14 protein-coding genes are annotated in these 19,725 nt (G+C 74.6%); 8 read left to right on the top strand and 6 right to left on the bottom strand.

The window, feature by feature from the left end:
• Positions 1 to 42: 42 nt before the first annotated feature.
• The 3 genes from AIF0345_RS13930 (at position 43) to AIF0345_RS13920 (ending at position 4,000) form a co-directional block, all read left to right on the top strand.
• A complete protein-coding gene (locus AIF0345_RS13930) occupies positions 43 to 651 on the top strand; it encodes a TetR/AcrR family transcriptional regulator (protein ID WP_285296479.1) in 609 nt (202 codons plus the stop codon).
• Positions 652 to 819: 168 nt separating this feature from the next.
• Positions 820 to 3,174 (top strand): ATP-binding cassette domain-containing protein, encoded by a 2,355-nt coding sequence (locus AIF0345_RS13925; protein WP_285296478.1) that lies wholly within the window; start codon positions 820 to 822, stop codon positions 3,172 to 3,174.
• Between the two features lie 190 nt (positions 3,175 to 3,364).
• Positions 3,365 to 4,000 carry an MptD family putative ECF transporter S component gene (locus AIF0345_RS13920; RefSeq protein ID WP_285296477.1) on the top strand — a complete coding sequence of 212 codons (636 nt, stop codon included), beginning with the start codon at positions 3,365 to 3,367 and terminating at the stop codon, positions 3,998 to 4,000.
• Between the two features lie 294 nt (positions 4,001 to 4,294).
• On the opposite strand, the gene AIF0345_RS13915 is transcribed toward AIF0345_RS13920, so the two are convergent.
• The 5 genes from AIF0345_RS13915 to AIF0345_RS13895 are packed head-to-tail and all read right to left on the bottom strand — an operon-like array spanning position 4,295 to position 11,991.
• Positions 4,295 to 5,500 carry a VWA domain-containing protein gene (locus AIF0345_RS13915; protein ID WP_285296476.1) on the bottom strand — a complete coding sequence of 402 codons (1,206 nt, stop codon included), beginning with the start codon at positions 5,498 to 5,500 and terminating at the stop codon, positions 4,295 to 4,297.
• On the bottom strand, positions 5,497 to 8,034 hold the full coding sequence (locus AIF0345_RS13910; protein ID WP_285296475.1) for a DUF5682 family protein: 2,538 nt from the start codon (positions 8,032 to 8,034) through the stop codon (positions 5,497 to 5,499). The genes AIF0345_RS13915 and AIF0345_RS13910 overlap by 4 nt, the downstream gene beginning before the upstream one ends.
• Positions 8,031 to 9,161 (bottom strand): ATP-binding protein, encoded by a 1,131-nt coding sequence (locus tag AIF0345_RS13905; RefSeq protein WP_268918494.1) that lies wholly within the window; start codon positions 9,159 to 9,161, stop codon positions 8,031 to 8,033. Before AIF0345_RS13905 ends, AIF0345_RS13910 begins: the two co-directional genes overlap by 4 nt.
• A complete protein-coding gene (locus tag AIF0345_RS13900) occupies positions 9,158 to 10,657 on the bottom strand; it encodes a DUF5691 domain-containing protein (protein WP_285296474.1) in 1,500 nt (499 codons plus the stop codon). Before AIF0345_RS13900 ends, AIF0345_RS13905 begins: the two co-directional genes overlap by 4 nt.
• A complete protein-coding gene (locus AIF0345_RS13895; protein ID WP_285296473.1) occupies positions 10,654 to 11,991 on the bottom strand; it encodes an SWIM zinc finger family protein in 1,338 nt (445 codons plus the stop codon). Before AIF0345_RS13895 ends, AIF0345_RS13900 begins: the two co-directional genes overlap by 4 nt.
• A 211-nt stretch (positions 11,992 to 12,202) precedes the next feature.
• Here AIF0345_RS13895 and AIF0345_RS13890 point away from each other — a divergent pair, with 211 nt between their 5' ends.
• The 5 genes from AIF0345_RS13890 to AIF0345_RS13870 all read left to right on the top strand — a co-directional run bounded on the left by AIF0345_RS13890 (position 12,203) and on the right by AIF0345_RS13870 (position 18,297).
• Positions 12,203 to 12,472, top strand: a complete 270-nt coding sequence (locus tag AIF0345_RS13890; RefSeq protein ID WP_156966697.1) for a hypothetical protein — start codon at positions 12,203 to 12,205, stop codon at positions 12,470 to 12,472.
• Positions 12,465 to 12,815: a VOC family protein gene (locus AIF0345_RS13885; protein WP_285296472.1), complete on the top strand. Its 351-nt coding sequence runs from the start codon at positions 12,465 to 12,467 to the stop codon at positions 12,813 to 12,815. The genes AIF0345_RS13890 and AIF0345_RS13885 overlap by 8 nt, the downstream gene beginning before the upstream one ends.
• 825 nt (positions 12,816 to 13,640) lie before the next feature.
• Positions 13,641 to 14,315 (top strand): hypothetical protein, encoded by a 675-nt coding sequence (locus AIF0345_RS13880; RefSeq protein WP_043562504.1) that lies wholly within the window; start codon positions 13,641 to 13,643, stop codon positions 14,313 to 14,315.
• Positions 14,316 to 14,423: 108 nt separating this feature from the next.
• Positions 14,424 to 17,234 carry an RNA degradosome polyphosphate kinase gene (locus AIF0345_RS13875; RefSeq protein ID WP_285296471.1) on the top strand — a complete coding sequence of 937 codons (2,811 nt, stop codon included), beginning with the start codon at positions 14,424 to 14,426 and terminating at the stop codon, positions 17,232 to 17,234.
• Between the two features lie 43 nt (positions 17,235 to 17,277).
• Positions 17,278 to 18,297 carry an NUDIX hydrolase gene (locus tag AIF0345_RS13870; RefSeq protein WP_043562502.1) on the top strand — a complete coding sequence of 340 codons (1,020 nt, stop codon included), beginning with the start codon at positions 17,278 to 17,280 and terminating at the stop codon, positions 18,295 to 18,297.
• Between the two features lie 476 nt (positions 18,298 to 18,773).
• Here the strand turns inward: AIF0345_RS13870 and AIF0345_RS13865 are convergent, their stop codons facing one another.
• Complete coding sequence (locus tag AIF0345_RS13865) at positions 18,774 to 19,712, bottom strand: hypothetical protein (RefSeq protein WP_043562501.1); 939 nt, start codon at positions 19,710 to 19,712, stop codon at positions 18,774 to 18,776.
• Positions 19,713 to 19,725 lie beyond the last annotated feature (13 nt).

The following is a 19,725-nucleotide window of genomic DNA, read 5'->3' as shown; positions in this document are numbered from 1 at the left end:
CCCCGGCACCGGGGGGCGGCGGCGATTCTTGGAGGTGGCTGCATGGCACGGACGAGGCCGAAGGCGGAGCGCCGCGCCAGCCTGCTGGACGCGGCGGAGCGGCTGCTCGTCGAGAGGGGGATCAACCAGCTCACGGTCGAGGAGGTCACGACCGCCGCCGGGGTGTCCAAGGGGACGTTCTACCTGTACTTCTCAACCAAGGACGACGTGATCGCCTCGCTGCGCGAGCGCTATGCGACCCGCGTCCTTCAGCGCCAGGAGGCCGTCGTCAACCGGCTTGCCCCCGCCGACTGGGCGGGTCGCGTGGAGACCTGGCTCATCGCCGGGGTGCAGGACTACCTGGCGGACCCCGGGCTGCACGACGCGCTGTTCCACCACGCCCGCCACGGCGGGGCGCAGTCGTCCATCTACGCGGACGGGCAGTCCGGCGACCCCCTCTCGGGACCGGTCGCCACGCTGTCCGCGCTCCTGGAGGAGGGGGCCCGCGCGGGGGCGCTCGCGATCGCCGACCCGCCGGCCACCGCGGTCCTGCTGTTCGGCGCGGCCCACCACGCCGCCGACTACCTGCACCATGCGAACGACGAGGCCATGACCGACCGGGTGCTCATGGAGCTGCGGCACTGGTGCCGCATGGTCGTCCGCGCCGGCTGAGCGGGCGGACGGACGATGGCGGGCGGGCCCGCCGCGAGCTCCTCCGTGCCCGCTCCGTGCCCGCTCCTTGCCCGCCCGTGCGAAGGGGCCTCCCCTCGCAGCTTCCGCTGAGGCTCGCCTGTGCTATATGATGACTGCCGGTCAGTCAGTAAGAGGAGGTGGGAGAGGTTGGGCGCGGTCACCATCGATGTCACGGCATTCCGCTACTCGGAGGCGGAGCGCCCCGCCCTGCGCGACGCCCACCTGACTATCGAGCCCGGCCAGTTCGTCCTTGTCACCGGTCCGAGCGGCTCCGGCAAGACCACGCTGGCCAATCTGTGCAACGGCCTGATCCCGCACGTGCGGGGCGGCCTGCTCGAGGGCGGCGTCGTCGTCGACGGCCGAGACACGCGCCAGACGTCCATCGGGGACCTGGGCCTGCGCGTCGGGACCGTGTTCCAGGACCCGCGCACCCAGTTCTTCACGCTCAACACCGCCGAGGAGGTCGCCTTCGGCTGCCGCAACCACGGGCTCGACCGCCCGCGCATCGTCGAGCGCGTGGCGCGGGCCTTCGTTGAGCTGGGCATCCCGGCGCTCGCCGACAGGGGCGTCCTGGGCCTGTCCAGCGGCGAGAAGCAGAAGGTCGCCCTGGCCGCCTGCTACGCCCTGGGCCCAGACGTGTTCCTGCTCGACGAGCCCTCCGCGAACCTCGACCCCGCCTCGACCGCGCACCTGACACGGATACTCGCCGGCCTCAAGCGGCGGGGCGCGACCGTCATCGTCCTGGAGCACCGCCTGCACTACCTGACCGGGCTGGCCGACCGCGTCGTCTACCTCGCCGAGGGCCGCATCCGCAGGGACTGCGCCGCCGCCGAGTTCCTGGCGCTGAGCGCCCCGGAGCTGACCGCGCTGGGGCTGCGCCACCTCGACCTCGCCGACCCGCCCGCCCGGCCCGGTCCGCCGCCGTCGAGCCCCTCCGCGGACACCGACCCCGGCGGGGGCCTCCGCCCCGACCCCGCCGGCGTCTCCTTCGCCTGCGAGGACATCGTCTTCCGCCACCCGCGGCGGCGCGGCGACCGGCCGGCCGGGGAGGCGGGCGGGGCGGCGGGCCTGAGCGGGGTCACGCTGAGCGCCCGGGCCGGCGAGGTCATCGGCGTCGTCGGCCCCAACGGCGCCGGCAAGACGACCCTGGCGCGCGTGTGCGCCGGGCTGGAGAGGGAGCGGGCCGGGCGGATCCTGCTCGGCGGCGCCCCGGCGTCGGCGCGGGACCGGCTGGGGCGGGTGCACCTGGTCGTGCAGGACTCCGGCTACCAGCTCTTCTCCGACTCCGTGCTCGGCGAGCTGCACCCGGGACGACGGCGGGGCGCCGGCGCGCAGGAGACCGACCGCCGCATCCTGGCCTCCCTGGGCCTGTGGGAGCTGCGCGACGCCCACCCGGCGGCGCTCTCGCGCGGGCAGCAGCAGCGCCTGACCATCGCCGCGGCGCTCGCCGCCGACGCCGACGTGCTCTTCCTCGACGAGCCCTCCAGCGGGCTGGACCACCGGGCCATGACCGCCGTCGCGCGGGCGATCACCGGCCTGGCGCGTGGCGGGAGGATCGTCTTCGTCATCTCCCACGACCACGAGCTGCTCGCCGCCTGCTGCACCCGCCTGATCGCGATCGAGCAGGGGTGCGTGGCCCTGGACGCGCCCGCGGACGGGGTGTCCCTGGCGGCCGTGCTTCCGCGCTTCGACGACGGCGCCCCGCCGGTCGGCGGTCGGGGCGCGGGCGGCTCCGGCCCTGGCTCGCCGCGCGCCCCGGGGGACGCGTCCGTCCCGGCCGTGTCGCAGCGAGTCGCCCGGGCGCTGACGAGCACCGTGCGGATCGACCCGCGCATCCGGCTGCTCATCGCGACGGCCGTGACCGTGGGGTCATTCCTGGTCTCCGCGCCGGTGCCCGCCGGAGCGGTCGTCGCCCTCGCCGCGGCGCTGCTGGTCGTGGTCGGGCGGTGGCGCGCCGCCCTGGCCACGACGGCGGTCGCCGCTGCCGCTGCCGCCGGCGCCGCGGCCGTCCCCCGGATGGAGAGCAGCATGCTCATGCTCACGCTGGCGATGATCGTCTACCTGGTCCAGAAGCTCGTGGTCATGACCATGATGGGCCTGTTCCTGGCCGCCGACATGAGCGTCTCCCTGGCCGTGTCCGCCCTGGAGAGGCTGCGCGCCCCGGCCGCGGTGAGCGTCCCCTTCTCCGTGGCGCTCCGGTTCGCGCCCACCATCGGCCAGGACTGGCGGGCGCTGACCGACAGCCTGCGCGTGCGCGGGCTCGCTCCGGGGCCGTGCGCCTTGGCCGCCCACCCGCTGCGCACCCTGGAGCAGCTCGTCGTCCCCATCCTCATGCGCGCGCTGCGCAGCTCCGACGAGCTGGCCTGCGCGGGCCTGGTCCGCGGGCTCGACGCCCCCGGGCCGCGGACCGTCCTGCACGACCTGCGCATCGGGGCCGCGGACCTTGCGCTGGCCGGGCTCGCGATCGGCGTCACCGCGGCCGTCGTCGTCCAGCGCCTATGAGCGTCCGAGCCCCGCGGCGCCGGGCTCGCCCCGCGGCCGCCGCCGTCCATGCGATCGGCCGGCCCTGCGGCCGCCGGCCTTCTCGCGCGGCCGCCCGCCGCCTTCCGACGGCGCCGGGGCCCGGCGGCCGCGCCGCCCCGCCCGGCACTCCCCGACCCCGCCCCGATCGCTCATTCGAAAGGACCACCGCATGGCCTCCCCCGACCAGCCCATGGCCTCCGCGCCCGCAGCCTCCCGGCCCCGTCAACGGCTCGGCGTCCGAGACCTCGTCACCATTGGCATGCTCTCCGCCATCGCGCTCGTCATCAGCACCGTCGTCGGCATGATCTGCGCGACGACGATCATCGGGGCATTCCTCTACACCGCTGTCGCCGCGTTCTTCGTGGCCATCGTGTTCCTGCTCGGCGCCGTCCGCATCCGCAAGCCCGGCACCATTTTCCTCATGGGGACGATCGTGAGCCTGCTCGGGCTGATGAGCGGCAATGTTGTCGGCGTCGCCGGCTGCGTCGCGGGATGGCTCGTCGCGGATGCCATCGCCGGTCGTTACGCCAGTCGGGGGCGGATTATCGCCGCCTATGTCGTCGGGAGCGCGCTTCAGTTCGTCGGCTTCATGCTGCCGATCTTCCTGTCCGCCGGAGACTACCTGGCCGCGCGCAAGGACCTGTTCCACCTCAGCGACGAGGCCATCCAGGAGTACCTCGGCTACGTCAGCTGGCCCGTGTTCGCCGGTGCCACCGCACTCGTGGCCGTCCTCAGCCTCGCCGGGGCCCTGGTGGCGGCCAGGATTATCAGGAGGCACTTCGTGAAGGCAGGCCTGGTCCGGTAGCCAGGCGCCTGCGCGGGAGCATCGCCCCGCAGCCCGCCGGGGCGCCGTCGTCCCGGTGGCCTTCGCGAGGGCCGCCGGGACCGCAGGCCGCCATGGGGCCGGCCCCGCACCTGATGAGGAGGACCTCCATGACGCCCCGGGCTGACCACATCCACCACCTCCCGCTGATCCATGACCGCCGCAGGGATATCGCTTACTACGCTCCTTCGTGCCTTACTACGCTCCTCTTAGCCGTACAGAAAGGAACAAAGGAGCGTAGCAAGCGATGGCGCGCTCGCGTTGACGCCGCCGGGCTCACTGCGCCGCCTGCTGCTCGGCCCAGCGGCCGAGGCCCTCGCCCTGGATCGCGGCGGCGATCAGGTCGGGGAAGGCGTCCGGGGTGCAGCCGAAGGCGGGCACGCCCATGGCCCCCAGCGAGGCGGCGACCCCGTGGTTGTAGGAGGGAAGGCCGTCGTCGGACAGCGTGAGCAGCACGATCACCCGGACGCCGTCGCCCTGGATCCGGGCCACGTGCTCCAGCATGCGCTCGGGGCTGTAGTCGTAGAGGTCGCTGATGAGGATGAGGACCGCCGCCGACGGCCGGGTGATGGTCCGCCGGCAGTACTCCAGCGCGGGCGAGGTGTCCGTGCCGCCGCCCAGCTGGGTCCCGAAGATGACGTCGACCGGGTCCGCCAGCGCCGCGGTCAGGTCGACGACGTCGGTGGAGTAGGCCACCAGCGAGGTGCGCAGCGACCTCAGCGAGGCCATGACCCCCGCCATGATCGAGGCGTAGACCACGGAGGTCGCCATGGAGCCGGACTGGTCCAGGCAGATGGCGACCTCCCGCTCGACCCCCTGGTGCCTGCGGCCGTAGCCGACGAGCCGCTCGGGCACCACCGTGCGGTGCTCGGGCAGGTAGTTCTTCAGGTTCGCGGCGATGGTGCGGTTCCAGTCGATGTCGCCCGGGCGGGGCCGGGAGGTGCGCGAGGCCCGGTTGAGGGCTCCGGTCACGGACTGGCGCAGGCGGTCGGCGATCCGCTTCTCCACGTCCTTGACGACCCGGCTCACCACGGCGCGCGCGGTGGCCCGGGACCTCTCCGGGATGACCTTGGACAGCGAGGCCAGGGTCGCCACGAGGTGGACGTCCGGCTCCAGGGTCTCCATCACCTCCGGCTCGGTCAGCAGGGAGCGGATGCCCAGGCGCTCGATCGCGTCGGTCTGCATCACCCGCACGACCCGGCTGGGGAAGTAGGTGCGGATGTCCCCGAGCCAGCGGGTGACCGACGGCGCGGAGCCGCCCAGGCCGCCCCGGCCCTTCTCGGCGCCGTCGTCCCCGACGTCGTAGACCGCGGCGAGCGCGCGGTCCATCGCCCGCAGCGGCTCGCTCAGCTCGCCGAGCCCCTCGTCCACCCCGAGCATGAGCCGCCAGCGCTGCTCGGCGCCGACCGGCCCGCCGGCCGGCGCCGAGCCCCCGGGGCCGGCCGGCCCGGACGCCCCTGCAGCGCTTGTCCTGCGGCTCATCGCCCGCCTCCCAGGATCGTTCCCACCGTCGCCAGGACGGGGGCCGCGAAGGCGAGCAGCTCGTCCTCGCCGCTCTCGCCGTCCTCGCCTCCGCCACCGCTGCCGGCCCCGGCCCGCCGCGGGCCTCCAGACGCGATCCGGCGCGCCAGCTCGCGCCTGGAGGCCCGCGACCAGGACCCCATGGCCCGCCGCAGCGCCGGCAGGACGTCGATGAAGGCCCGGTCGTCGATGCCGCCGACCCACTCGTCCAGCAGGCCCAGGATGCGCCGGTCCTCCACAACCAGCAGGGCGCTGCCGGACAGGAACCCCTCGATCCAGGCGGCCTGCTCCTCGGGGTCGGCGCCCCGGGACAGGGCGCGGCTCATGCGCTCGGCGGCCTCGGCGGCAGTCAGCCCCGCGGAGTCGAGCAGGAGGCGGACGATCCGCCCGGCCAGCAGCCCGGGCAGGGCGACGACCCGCAGGGTGGTCAGCAGGCACTCGCGCCACCGTCGGGCCTCCTCCTCGCCGAGCAGGGCGACGACGTCCTGCACCCCGTCCACCGCGGTGCGCAGTGAGGCGGCCGGCTCCGGTCCCACTCCGCTCGCGGCGGCGGGCAGGCCCGCGCAGGCCCGTGCCAGGACCGCTCGCGTGACCTGCGCCAGGCTCCGGGTGTCGGTGGCGCGCACGTCACCGTAGCGCTGGGCGCGCGCCAGGGAGGGGATCGAGGCCAGCAGGTGGACGACGTCGGGGTCCCCGGCCGCCCGCTCGTCCAGGGCGCGCAGCAGCTCGGGCAGCACCTCGCCCAGGTCGGCGGCCAGGGCCTCCTCGATCGCGCCGGTCACCTCCGGCAGGGTGGCGGTGCGCGCCAGCAGGGCGTTGCCCGCCGCGGAGGCCACGGTCGTGCCCCAGGCGGCGGCCTCGACGACGTCGACCGCCAGCTCGGGGCGCCACTGGAGGTCCCAGGCCTCCTTGAAGGTGCCGGTGCCCGACACCCGCTGCGGCGACCCCCACCCGATGCCCAGGACGGCCAGGCGCCGCAGCAGGTGGGAGCGGGCCAGGTCGTTGGGCTTGCGCAGGTCCAGCACCAGGGAACGCGCCGAGGCGGAGAAGGCCAGGCGCAGCCGGCGGGCCGTGGCGCGCATGTCGGCGTCCAGGGGGACCATGGGCACGCCGTCGGGCACCCTCCCCAGCGCCTGGCCGACGACGACCTCGCGGGTGACCAGCTCGGCGCGCAGCCCGCTGCCCTCGCACAGGACCGACCAGGTGGCCTCGCCGACCTCGTCCAGGCCCGGCATGGGGCGGCCCCGCAGCGCCGCGAGCGCCTCGGCCAGGCGGGCGGCCTCGATGACGTGGGCGCTGGAGGCGGGCAGGTCGTGCTCCCGCAGCGAGCGGGCCACCAGGGTCAGCCAGCGCACGATCGGCTCGTCGGGGGCCGTGAACAGGTGGTGGTACCAGCCCGGCGAGCCCACGCCCGCGCGGTAGCCGGTGGCGGCGGCGAGGCGCCCGTGCGTCCAGGGCACCCAGGTCAGCCGCGCCCTGACCTTCGGCAGGCCGGACAGCAGCGCGTTGTCGGACTTGACGGTGGGCGGGCGGCCCTTCAGCGCCGGGGCGTGCCAGGCCCCGCAGACGACGGCGACGCGCTCGTGCCCGCGCCTGCGCGCCGCGCGCAGGACCCTGCGCATGTGGGCCTCGCGGCGCAGGGTCCACGGGTCGGTCTCCGGGGCGGCCTCGCGCAGCATGCCGATGGCGTCGGCGAGCGGGTCGAAGGGGTCGGCGTCCATCCGCAGCTCGACGGCGTCCTCCCACCAGGCCTCGGGGTCCTCGTAGCCGGCCAGGCGGGCGAGCTCGGCAACGGGGTCCGCGCGCGGGGGCGCGTCCGGCGCCTCGTCGAGGGCCTCAGCCGGCCCGGCGTCGGCGGGTGCGGGCTCGGCCGGTTCGTCGGGTGCGGCGTCCTCCGGCGCGGGGGCCGGCTCGCCCGCATGGGGGCTTGCGCCGCTGCCGGGGGCTGCGCCGCTGCCGGGGCCCGTGCCGTCACCGGCGCCGGGCCCGGACTCGTCGCGGTCCTCGGCCTCCCGGGCCAGGACGTGGCGGGCCGGCAGGTCCATGAAGTGGGCCTCGACGTCGTTCTCCGCGGCCCAGCGCAGCGCCTGCCACTCCGGGGAGAAGACGGCCAGCGGCCAGAAGGAGGCCACGGAGGGTTCGTCCGTCTTCCACGCGAGCAGCGCCACCGGGGGCTCCATGACGGCCTCGGCGCCGGCCGGGACCTCGTCGTCCCGGCGGCTCCGGGCGTCGTCCGGGCCCGCCTCACGGGCGCCGACCCAGGCGAGCAGGTCGTCGGCGTCGGCGGGACCCTCGACGAGCACGCAGTCCGGCCGGTAGGCCTCCAGGGCGGCCACCAGGGCGCGTGCCGATCCCGGGCCGTGGTGGCGCACGCCGAGCACCCGCACCGGCGGCGCCTGGGCCGGGCAGGACGGTGCGGCGGCCCCCGCCCCCGCGGGGGCCGCCGCCTTCTGCGCGGTCGTCTTCCCCTGGGCGACCGCCCCCGCCTTGGTCACCGGCTCACCTCGCGGCAGGCGCGGTAGAAGTCCTTCCAGCCCTCCCGGTCGCGCACGACGGTCTCCAGGTACTCCGACCAGACGACGGCGTCGCCCACCGGGTCGGAGACGACCGCGCCCAGGATCCCGGAGGCGACGTCGCCGGGCCGTAGGACGCCGTCGCCGAAGTGGGCGCTCATGGCCAGGCCGTTGGTGACCACCGAGATGGCCTCGGCGGTGGACAGCGTGCCTGAGGGGGACTTGACGGTGGTGCGCCCGTCCTCGGTCACGCCCCGGCGCAGCTCGCGGAAGACGGTGACCACGCGCCGGATCTCGTCCAGGGCCCCCTCGGCCGGCGGCAGGCGGAGGGCGGAGCCCAGGTCGGCCACCCGGCGCGAGACGATGGTGACCTCCTCCTCGGCGGAGTCGGGCAGGGGCAGCACGACGGTGTTGAAGCGGCGGCGCAGCGCGGAGGACAGGTCGTTGACGCCGCGGTCGCGGTCGTTGGCGGTGGCGATAAGGTTGAACCCGCCGCGGGCCTGGACCTCTGCGCCCAGCTCGGGGACCGGCAGCGTCTTCTCGCTGAGCACGGTGATGAGGGCGTCCTGGACGTCGGAGGGCATGCGGGTGAGCTCCTCGACGCGGGCGATGCGCCCCGAGCGCATGGCCTCCATGACCGGGGAGGCCACGAGCGCCTCGGGGGAGGGCCCATCGGCCAGCAGCCGGGCGTAGTTCCAGCCGTAGCGCACGGGCTCCTCCGCGGTGCCGGCGGTGCCCTGCACCAGGAGGGTGGAGGTGCCGCAGATGGCCGCCGCCAGGTGCTCGCTCACCCAGGACTTGGCGGTCCCGGGCACGCCCAGGAGCAGCAGGGCGCGGTCGGTGGCCAGGGTGGCCACGGCGATCTCCATGAGGCGGCGGCTGCCCACGTACTTGGGGGTGATGACGGTGCCGTCGTCCAGGGCGCCGCCCATGAGGTAGGTGACCACGGCCCAGGGGGACAGCCGCCAACCCGCGGGCCGGGGGCGCTCGTCGAGCGCCGCCAGGGCGGCCAGCTCGGCGGCGTAGCGCTGCTCGGCGTGCGGGCGCAGGAGCCCGGTGGACTCTCCGGCGGAGCCGTCTGCGTCCGTTACGGTGCTGGTGGTGGTCACGGTGTCTCCTGGTTGGTCATCCCGAGCAGCTCGCGGCGCAGCTCGAGTGCGGTCATGATGGTGCGCATGTCGCTGGTCTGGAGCGCCTCCGCCGGCGCGGCCTCGAGGATCGCCAGGGCGTCCTGGACCGTCTCGGGCGCGCACCGGCCCGGCAGCAGGCCGCCGAGCGTGGTCAGCAGGGACCTCTTGGACGCCCCGTGCGAGGGGGCGGCCGCCTCGACGATGCAGCGGGCGATGAGGCCGGAGTGCCTCGGCGAGAGCGTGAGCGGCCACGCCTCGCAGGTGGCGGCGGCCCGAAGACAGTGCCCTGCGGCCACGAGGCGGTCGATGAACGCGTCGCGGTCCGGCGTGTCGAGCAGGGCGACCAGCCGCGTCGCGGTCTCCGACGGCACCCGGTCCACCAGGGCGTTCGCGAGCCGCCCGTCCTGCCACTGCAGGGCCGCGCGCGTCAGTGCCTCGGACAGGTCGGCCCGCTGCCCCTCGCAGCGTACCTCCGCCTCCAGCAGCTCGACTGCGGACAGGCCCACGAGGTGGTGCCACCGGCCGGTGGGCACCCGGGCGACCATCTCCAGGGCCCGCGTGAGTGCGGCGGAGGCGCGGTGAGCCTTGGCGGGGTACTGGTCGCGGGCGAGCTCGTCGGTCAGCTCCACGGGGACCAGCTCGATTCGCGGGGCACGCAGGAACCGCCTGGTGACGACGACGTGCGTCCTGGCGAGGGTCTCGGTGCGTCCGATGAAGGCGGAGGACGGCAGGCGGCGCAGCAGGCCCGCCGCCGTGCGGCGCACGCTCTCGGCGCGGTCGTCCAGGCGGGCCTCCAGGATCTCCTCGTCCTGCGGCCCCAGGCCCGTGGCCAGGGCGTCGAGGATCTGGGCGCGCTCGGCCGCCCTGGCCTCCAGCCAGGCGTCGTCAGCCAGGAGCGCGCGGCCCGCGGCGGGGTCGTGGGCGCGCACCCGGGCCAGGTGGGCGGCCCGCTCCCGGCCGGTGCCGGACTCCCAGCGGGCGGGGTCGGGCGGCGCGGCCGCGCTCTCGACCTCGTCGATGAGGCCGGCCCAGCGCCCGTCCATGGCGAAGACGGCGCGCGCCCGCGCGTCCATGAGGTCCACGACCAGCGCCCGGTCCCCGTGCGAGAACCTGCTCGCCACCCGCTCCAGGATGACCGGCGGCAGGCGCAGGCCCCGGCGTCGGACCAGGCGGAGGGTGCGGGCGACGAGCTCGTCCTGCCCGCTCAGCGCCAGCATGCGCTCCAGCAGGTCGGACAGGTCGTCGGGGATGACCGGGGCCGACGAGGCGGCGGGCAGGTCCAGGGCGGTCACCGGCGCGGAGGGGATCGTGCTGCGCCGCGCGATGGCGTAGGCCGCGGCCGCCTCCAGCACGAGCTCGGGCCCGGTGGCGGCGTGCAGCGCCCCCGCCACCGGTTCCGGCAGGCCGGCCGGGGCCAGGGGGCGGTTGCGCGCACCCAGGGCGGCGGAGCGCACGACGTCGTTCAGGCCGCTCATAGCGGCACCACCGTTCCCTCGGTCACCAGGGTCAGGGGCTGCAGCCCCGCCGGCGACAGCACCCCCGCCACCATGGCGTCGTCACAGGCGGCGCTCAGTGCGAGCCGCCTGTGCCGGTCGGGCCCGCCCGTCAGCGGCAGCATGGCGGTGTCGTCGGCCAGTGCGAGGCGCCCGCCGTCGTCGGTGGCGAGCCGCCCGACGACGATGGCCGGGCGCGCGTCCGCCCACGGGTCGGCGGCCAGGGCGTCGCGCCACGCCTCGCGGGCCCCGGCGATCGACAGCGGGACGGGGGACCAGCCGGTGACCGCCCCGGTCGAGGGGTACTCCTGCTGCGACAGGGCGCGCAGGGAGGTCCCCGGGTAGAAGTGCAGGCCAGCCTCGACCTGGGTGCCGGCGGTGTAGGTCCGCGGCAGGTCCTCGCGCTCGCGCGCGTAGGCGACGATCCGCGCCCAGCGGCCCGTCCGCCTGCCGTACAGCCAGGAGTGGCGGGCCACGACCCGGCCCTCGCCGCGGTCCTGCGAGCCCGCCACCACCCAGTGGTCGGCGACCTCCGGCTCGGCGCGCACGGTCTCGGAGCGCACGCTCAGGCCCAGCTGCTGGTGCACGGCCGCCACCAGGTCCGCGGACAGGTGCTCGCGGACCTGCCAGGCGCGCACGAGCAGGTGGATGGTGCCCAGCTCGGCGGTGAGGGAACGCGCCCAGTCGGGGGCCGTGTCGCCGGCGTCGGCCAGCTCGGTCAGGCGGAGGGCCAGCGCGGGCGCCTGGGCGTCGACCATGCGGGCCGCGAGCCGGCGCAGGGCCGCGGGCAGGCCCTCGCTGGTGGTGGCGATGCCCTGCTCGACCTGGTCCGTCAGCCAGCGGTCGAGCTCGTCCAGGCCGTCGGTGACGCGCTGCTCGCGGCGGGTGGAGGCCTGCGAGCCTGCGCGCCGGCCGGCCGGCGAGGCGTCGTCGGCGTCCGCGGTGGCCCCGGTGGCCCTGGCTGCCGCCTTGGCGGCGCGCGCCTCGCGCCGCTGCGCCCACTGCCGGACGAAGTCGGCGGGCTCCGCCTCGCCGGCCCTGCCGTCGCTCCACAGGTGCATGAGGCCGACGACGTGCTTGCAGGGGATCTTCCGGGACGGGCAGGAGCAGCGGAAGGCAGGGCCCGACAGGTCCACGCACACCTGGTAGGACTTCTTGCCCGACCCCTGGCACCGCCCCCACAGCAGGTCCCCGCGGTGGCCGACACCGGTCCATGAACCTCGTGTGGACAGCGTCAGTCCTGCGGCGGCGACCTGGCCGTCAGGGGCGATGGAGGCGACCCGTGCGGGGCTCCAGGCCTCGGTCGTCGTTGTCATGACCATAGTCCCCCGCAGGGGAGATCGGTCGGATGGGCGTGTGCCGTGCTCATGGGCCGGAGCTCCTCGAGGACGTCATGGATTGTGAAAGATCGTGCGGCGCCCGGGGCGGGGCTCAGGGCGTTGAGCCGAGACATCGGCATGCCGAGCCGTCGGGACCGTGCAGCGCAGAATTACGATTTGGCAACGGATCGTAGTCCTCATAACAGTCGTGTCTCGGAAGCGCGCCGGAGTGGCGCCGCCCGCTCGTCGAGACTTCCTCGGCCTCGGATATGATGCGGCGGGCTCCGAGGGGGCCATTGCGGGCCTCGGTCTGAAGCCCTGGAGACGCACAGCAGAGGAGGACCATGTCGATGCCACTGGGCTGCGCGACCTGCCGGACGTCGGCCCCGAGCCGGAGGGCGCGGTCCGCGGAGCCCCCGAGCGGGAGCTCGACGGCGCCATTCGTGAAGGGCGCGGGCGGGTGGCGGCAGATGGTTGAGCCCCTGCGCCTGGACAATGTCATCCTTCAGGTTCCCGACGTCGGGGCCGCGGTCCAGTGGTACCGGTGCACGGCCGGGCTGACCCCCGTGCTCGTCACGCCCGAGGTCGCGGTCCTGCACCCCGCCGACGGTGGGGCCGGCGTGGTCCTGCGGCGCGGTGACGGCGCCGGCCGCTCGACCGTCTGGTTCGAGGTCGCCGATGCGGCCGCGGCCGGTCGTGAGCTCGGCGTCGAGCCCTTTGAGATCGGCACCGGGCTGTGCGCGCAGGTCCGGGACCCGTGGGGCAACACCGTGGGTTTCGCCGACTACAGCACCGCGGGCCGGGGCGGAGCGCCGGGGTAGCCTCGACGTCATGCCGTGTGCCACCTGCTCCGACCCGCGCCGGCGGGGCTCTGCCCCGGCGGTCCTGCGCGATGAGCGGGAGCGGCGCGCATGAGCGCCGGATCGTTGGCGCCCTGTGGCTCGCGGAGAACCTGGCGACTCTCCTGGGGCCTGGTGCTACCCCGACCAGCGCGACAGGCGGCACCTCGTCCACGTCGGCAAGCCCGGCTCCTGAGCGCTGCTGGTGACGCTCAACTCCGTGCTCGTCGCCGCCGTCAAGGCCGGGAGGGCGCTCTCTACGGCGACGGCGCCCCGCGAGTGACCCGCGCTCGTGCCGTCGAGACCGGTTGAGCTCAGGCCCGAGACTCCGCGTCGAAACCGGTTCTGGTCGCGCTGCCCGTCGCCCGATGACGACCTGGAGACGGCCATGATGGTCCTGGTCTGCGGGCGCGGCTGGCGGTATTGCACGTGGGAGGGCGGGGCCTTTTATAGGGCAAACGCTATTTTGCCGCGAGATTCTGCGACTCCTGGAGATTTGTCAAGATCGATTGACGTTCTCCCATGTGCGCCCAGGGGGTGCTGCGCACATAGGAGAGATGGTTCGCGCTCGCCGAAACCTGGTTTCCGCATGATTCCGCGGCTCGGGTTCGCTCGCGCCGCCAACGAATGTGCAACAGGGCTCCGCGCGGTCCGCCCTGTGCGCCGAGGCCGGCTTTCTCGCCCGCGCGGCGGCGCCGCCGTTGTGCCGTCGCCGTGGGTCCCGTGAGAAAATACCTCTCTCAACGGGGCGAGGCGCGCGGACGTCCGCGGGCGGGCGCCCCACCCCGGCACGTGTGAGGAGGCCAGATGACCCGTCAGTTCCACCGCCCCGCCCGCCTCGACCCGGAGGCCGCCGAGAGCATCGAGGGCGCCATCGACACCGCCGCCGCCTCGGAGCTCGCCCACCAGGCCGCCCAGGCCCTCTTCGGCGGCTCCCCGACCGACGACGGACCCGGCACCGGCGACCCGGGGGAGCGGATCACCCGCCCCGGCGTCGTGGCGGCGGTCACCGCCCACGGCGTTGACGCCGTCGCCGAGCTGTGGGCCGACTCCCCGGCCGTCACCCTGCCGGGCGCGCTGTGGCGCCTGTTCCTCGTGCGCGAGTGGATCCGCCGCGACCCGGCGCCGATCGCCCGGCGCTACGCCACCGTCATCGACCTCAGCGCCGCCGACGACAGCGCCCTGTCCCGCTTCGAGGCCGCCCGTGCCGAGGCGAGGCCGGCCCCCTCTCCCGACGACCTGCGCGCCGTGCTGGACCGGGTTCTCGCCGGGGGCCTGGCCGACACGGCCGCCCTGGCGCCCGTCCTGCTGGTCGTCGCCGGCTTCCTGCGAGCGCTCGCGGCCGGCTCGAACCCGGTGTGGATCGCCGACGACGCCGACGAGCTCGCCGACCGCGTCACCCGCCGGGACTCCGCGCTCCTGGCCACCGCCGACGAGCTGACCGAGGCCGCGCGCCGGGCGGAGTCCGGCCGCCTCGACTGACTCGGGACGTCTTCCCGGCGCGTCCTGGCTGGCGCCTTCGGCCGGCCAGCGCAATATTCGTCCGCCGACGGCCTCCTCTCGGCGCCCCGGACGTGGGAACATGCCCTTATGACGACGCCTGACTCCTCCGAGACCCCCCAACCGAGCCGCGCGCGGCTGTCCACCTTCCTCGGAGGCTGGGCCCGCTTCCAGTCCAAGGGCGGTGACTCGCCCGACGACGCCGAGTCACCGGCCGGCGCGCCGGATGCCGCCGGCGGGGCCGCCGAGGCCGCAGAGATTGGCGGGCCCGCGGAGATCGGCGAGGCCGCCGATGCCGGATGCGGCGGGGACGACGGCGCCGGTGCCGGAGAGCCCGCCGACGCCGAGGCGGGCCGGGCCGCCGACGCCGGTGTGGGCGGGACGCCTGAGGAGGACGGCCCCGCTCCTGGGGGCCCCGCCGCCGCACCCGGGGCCGCCGACGCGGATGAGGACGTCGCGGATGAGGACGTCGTCGTCGATCCGGCCGAAGAGCTCGCCGAGCTCGACGACACCACCGAGCTCGTGGACCACATTATCGAGGCCGCCGACCCGCGCGACTTCGCCGACGACGCCGGCCCCCAGTACGAGGACGAGGACTTCGACGAGGACATCGAGGAGGACGGCGAGAGGGGCGGCCGTGCGCCCACGACCGGGCGCGCCGACGCCGTCGTCGCCCAGGAGGACGCGGAGCCCGCGCCGGCAGTCCCGCCGTCGGCCGATGAGACCGGCGCCGCACAGGCGGGGCGGAGCGAGCCCCCCGCCCCGCCCCGCCCCGACCCCGAGGACGAGCTGCCCCCGCTGGAGTCCTTCTCGGACCGCTACACCGACCGCGAGCTGACCTGGATGGACTTCAACGAGCGCGTCCTGGAGCAGGCCGAGGACCACGACCTGCCGCTGCTGGAGCGGGCCTGGTTCGTGGCGATCTTCTCCTCCAACCTGGACGAGTTCTACATGGTGCGCGTGGCCGGGCTCATGCGGCGCATCAAGGCGGGCATCACGCCGGTGCGCGCCTCCGGCCTGGACGCCAACCAGGTCCTGGCCCAGGTGACCCGCCGCGCCAAGGAGCTCACCGCCCGCCAGGCCGCCCTGTTCCAGGAGGACATCCGCCCCGCCCTGGCCGCGCACAACGTCGACATCCTGAGTTGGGACGACCTCGACCCCAACCAGCAGGAGCGGCTCACCCGCTACTTCCGCCACCACATCTACCCGGTGCTCACGCCCCTGGCCGTGGACCCCTCCCACCCCTTCCCCTACATCTCGGGCCTGTCCCTGAACCTCGCCGTCATCCTGCGCAACCCGCGGTCCGGCAAGGAGCACTTCGCCCGTATCAAGGTCCCCGACTCCCTGCCGCGCCTGGTCACCGTCCCCGGCCGCGAGCTGGGCGCCACCGACAAGGCCGCCGGCTCCGCCGTCATCCCCCTGGAGGTGGTCATCGGCCGGCACCTGGACCACCTCTTCCCGGGCATGGACATCCTGGAGCACCACCTCTTCCGGGTCACCCGCAACGAGGACCTCGAGGTCGAGGAGGACGACGCCGAGAACCTCCTGAAGGCCATGGAGAAGGAGCTGGAGCGCCGCCGCTTCGGGGACTGCGTGCGCCTGGAGGTGGAGAACACCATCTCGCCCTTCGCCCGCCGCTACCTGGTGCGCGCCCTGGACCTGAGCCCCGACGACGTCTTCGAGCTCCCGGCGCCCCTGGACCTGACCTGCCTCAACCAGCTCCACGACCTGGACATCCCCGGCCTGAAGTACCCGCGCTTCGTGCCGGTCACCGCCGCGGGCCTGGCCTCCCACGAGTCCTCCACCGCCCCAGACGTCTTCGCCGCCATGCGCGACCACGACGTCCTGCTGCACCACCCCTACGACTCCTTCTCCACCTCCGTGCAGGAGTTCGTCTCCCAGGCGGCCGCCGACCCCAAGGTGCTGGCCATCAAGCAGACCCTCTACCGCACGTCCGGCGACTCCCCGATCGTGGACGCCCTCATCGAGGCGGCCGAGGAGGGCAAGCAGGTGGTGGCGATCGTGGAGATCAAGGCCCGCTTCGACGAGGAGAACAACATCTCCTGGGCCCGCAAGCTCGAGCGCGCCGGGGTGCACGTCGTCTACGGCATGGTGGGGCTCAAGACCCACTGCAAGCTGCTGCTGGTGGTGCGCCAGGAGGGCGACAGCCTGCGCCGCTACTGCCACGTGGGCACCGGCAACTACCACCCCAAGACCGCCCGCGGCTACGAGGACCTGGGGCTGCTGACCTGCGACCGCGACGTCGCCCAGGACATGACCACCCTGTTCAACATGCTGTCCGGCTACGCCCCGCGCGCCCGCTTCCGGCGCCTGCTGGTGGCGCCGCGCACCGTGCGCGACGGCCTGATCGAGCGCATGGAGCGGGAGATCGCGAACAAGCGCGCCGGGCGCCCGGCCTGGATCCGCATCAAGGTCAACTCCATTATCGACGAGGCCTGCATCGACGCCCTGTACCGCGCCAGCCGCGCCGGGGTGCCGGTCGACATCGTCGTGCGGGGCATCTGCGGCATCCGCGCGGGCGTGCCGGGACTCAGCGACAACATCCGGGTGCGCTCCATCCTGGGGCGCTACCTGGAGCACTCGCGCGTCTACGCCTTCTGCAACGACGGCGACACCGACCTGTTCATCGGGTCGGCCGACCTCATGCACCGCAACCTGGACCGGCGCGTGGAGGAGCTCGTGCGCATCACCGACCCGGCGATGGTCGAGCAGCTGGAGTGGCTGGTGACCCACGCCGCCTCCGACGCCGTCTCCTCCTGGTGGCTCGAGCCCGACGGCGCCTGGGTCCGTCACTCCCACGGGCCCGACGGCGAGAAACTTGAGGACATCCAGACTACTCTCATGGCGCGGGCGCGCTCGCGAGTCAAGGGCCGCCACTGACAGACCGCTGATACTTCACTGAGACACTGCCGAGGAGGCAGGTATGTCATCTTCATCGCGTGCCAAGCACGTGGTGCGTGCCGCGGGTGCGCTCGTGTGGCGGGAGCGCCGCGGCCGCCTCGAGGTGCTCCTGGTGCACCGGCCCCGGTACGACGACTGGTCCTTCCCCAAGGGGAAGGTGGAGCCGAGAGAGTCGGTGCGCACCTGCGCGGTGCGGGAGGTCGCCGAGGAGACCGGTGCGTGCATCGCCCTGGGCCAGCCGATGGGGACCATCCGCTACAAGCTCTCCGACGGGCGGCGCAAGCACGTCTACTACTGGGCCGCGCGTGGGCTCGCCGACGACGAGCCGGGCGCGCGCGCCCGTGCCGCGGTGACCCCGGCGTCGGCCGACGAGGTCGACAGCGTGGTGTGGACGCGCGCCAAGAACGCCCGCGGGATCCTGACGCACGCGGTGGACCGCGACCTGCTGGGCAGCCTCGTGGACCTGTGGGAGGACGGCAAGCTCGACACCTGGACCTTCGTCCTGGTGCGGCACGCCCGCGCGGTCAAGCGCTCGGTGTGGAACCGTCCCAAGGTGCGCGACAAGGAGACCGACGAGGCCACTCGCCCGCTCACCGACGACCAGGGCGAGGTGCGCGCCCGCGCGCTCGTGCCGGTGCTGGCGGCCTACGGGGTGGGGAGGGTCGTCTCCAGCCCGTGGCGGCGCTGCATGGACACGGTCGGGCCCTACGCGCAGGCCGCCGGGATCGACATTGTCGCGGAGCCCGCCCTCACCGAGCTCGCGCACGCCGGCTCCCGCAAGGCCGCGCGCAAGGTCGTCTCCGACGTGCTGCGCCACCGGGACGTGCCGGTCGCCCTGTGCACCCACCGCCCGGTGCTGCCCTCCGTCATGGAGGTCGTCTCCCGCTATGCGCCGGGCAAGCTGCTGCGCTCGGTGCCCGACCGCGACCCGTGGCTCAAGACGGGGGAGATCATGGTGGTGCACCTGGCGCGGCGCCCGCGCGGCAAGATCCGGGCCGTGGCCATCGAGAAGCAGCGCCCGGTCCTGTCCGAGGGCCGCTGAGCCGGCCGGCCCGCCGCCCGCCCCTTCGCCGAGATCGGACGGCGCGCGCCCGCCGCACGCCCCGCTCGCGGGGGCGGGCGTCGAGCCGTGCGAGCAGCTCCTGGCGGAAACGGGCGGCCCGGGCGTTGATCTTCTCGCGGCGGTCCCAGGGGCGCTCGCCGGCTCCGGCCGCGATGGCGAAGAGCGAGTCGACGACGGCGAGGGCGCGGTCGGGCGGCAGGGATCGGGCGCAGTCCTCGGCGGTGCGCTCCAGCGAGGTGACGCGCAGGCCGCCGAGGTCGACGACGTCGGAGCCAGCGAGGTCGTAGCGTAGCGGTGCCCGATGATGGGGGGATCGCGCCAGGGTTCGGCCTGCCTGTGGATAACTTCGGCTCTCTGCTCGACGCGGGCGATGCGCAGGTCTGCTCCGCAAACTGAACCGATCTCGGCGCGGAAGTGAACCGATCCCGAGCCGGAACTCGACCGATCTCGGCGGGTCAGCCTGCGATGAAGCTGCCCATGAGGCGCGCGATCACGTAGACCGGCGCGCCCAGCGCCAGGATCGGCACGATCGCGCTCGCCACCGCGGCGCGCCCGCCCGGCACCCACCGGTGGGTCCACAGCACCCGGTTCGCGGTCGCCATGAGCACGCCCGCCACGAAGCCGACGATCACGCACGCGGCCGCCGACTGGAGCTCCTGCCGGAGGCCGATGTGACCCGGCCCGAAGAAGCCCACCGCCGCCAGGATGCCTCCGGCCACTCCGGCCACGAGAGCCGGGACCGTCAGCGTCAGCGCCTCCAGAATGGTGGCCCGCACCTCGAGCACCGTCAGCAGGGCGCCCGCGAACAGCGCCAGCGCGCAGGGGACGATGACCGCCGGATCGGCCAGGCCCGGAGCCAGAGCGCACCAGGCGGCGCCCGAGACCACCATGAGGTTTCCCGCGACGGTGGCGGACAGGTCCTCCACGAGGTCCTTACGGCCGTCTTGACGAGCCATCTGGGCGAGGAAGGCCGCCAGCACGCTGAGCGCCATGACCACGCCAGCGGCCCCGTAGTCTCCGCGCACGGCGACGGCGACGGCCGCCGTCAGCCCGGTGAGGGCGACGACGGCGGTGGCGCCCTGATCGTGCTGGGAGCGCACGAGGGCGGGCCAGCCCTGCGCGGTGAGCGGCACGAGCAGGGAGATGACGATGAGCCGCACCCATGTCGGCAGCGCCGCCGAGGCGGCCAGCAGGATGGGCACGACGCCGGCCATGGCCAGGCGCGTCCAGGCCGGGTCCACCAGCCCGGGCTCGATCGGGCGGTGCGCGCCGCGACGGGTGCCGTACGCGCCGTGAGTCGCGGTCGCACCGGGCGACGGCGCGGCGACCGGAGAGACCGGAGAGGCGTCCTGGGTGTTCACGGAGGCATCGTCCCATACCTGAAACATGTGCATGTGGTTCACTGAG

Source organism: Actinomyces israelii (assembly GCF_030253495.1).
Classification (GTDB): domain Bacteria; phylum Actinomycetota; class Actinomycetes; order Actinomycetales; family Actinomycetaceae; genus Actinomyces; species Actinomyces israelii.
The sequence above is the reverse complement of the archived record's forward strand: the minus strand, read 5'-3'. Positions and strand labels throughout refer to the sequence as shown.

Excerpts from the sequence above, each read along its gene's own strand:
- AIF0345_RS13930 (WP_285296479.1), top strand. The coding sequence starts at position 43 with ATGGCACGGACGAGGCCGAAGGCGGAGCGCCGCGCCAGCCTGCTGGAC.
- AIF0345_RS13875 (WP_285296471.1), top strand. The coding sequence starts at position 14,424 with ATGACGACGCCTGACTCCTCCGAGACCCCCCAACCGAGCCGCGCGCGG.
- AIF0345_RS13865 (WP_043562501.1), bottom strand. The coding sequence starts at position 19,712 with ATGCACATGTTTCAGGTATGGGACGATGCCTCCGTGAACACCCAGGAC.
- AIF0345_RS13885 (WP_285296472.1), top strand. The coding sequence starts at position 12,465 with ATGGTTGAGCCCCTGCGCCTGGACAATGTCATCCTTCAGGTTCCCGAC.
- AIF0345_RS13880 (WP_043562504.1), top strand. The coding sequence starts at position 13,641 with ATGACCCGTCAGTTCCACCGCCCCGCCCGCCTCGACCCGGAGGCCGCC.
- AIF0345_RS13870 (WP_043562502.1), top strand. The coding sequence starts at position 17,278 with ATGTCATCTTCATCGCGTGCCAAGCACGTGGTGCGTGCCGCGGGTGCG.
- AIF0345_RS13900 (WP_285296474.1), bottom strand. The coding sequence starts at position 10,657 with ATGAGCGGCCTGAACGACGTCGTGCGCTCCGCCGCCCTGGGTGCGCGC.
- AIF0345_RS13920 (WP_285296477.1), top strand. The coding sequence starts at position 3,365 with ATGGCCTCCCCCGACCAGCCCATGGCCTCCGCGCCCGCAGCCTCCCGG.
- AIF0345_RS13915 (WP_285296476.1), bottom strand. The coding sequence starts at position 5,500 with ATGAGCCGCAGGACAAGCGCTGCAGGGGCGTCCGGGCCGGCCGGCCCC.
- AIF0345_RS13895 (WP_285296473.1), bottom strand. The coding sequence starts at position 11,991 with ATGACAACGACGACCGAGGCCTGGAGCCCCGCACGGGTCGCCTCCATC.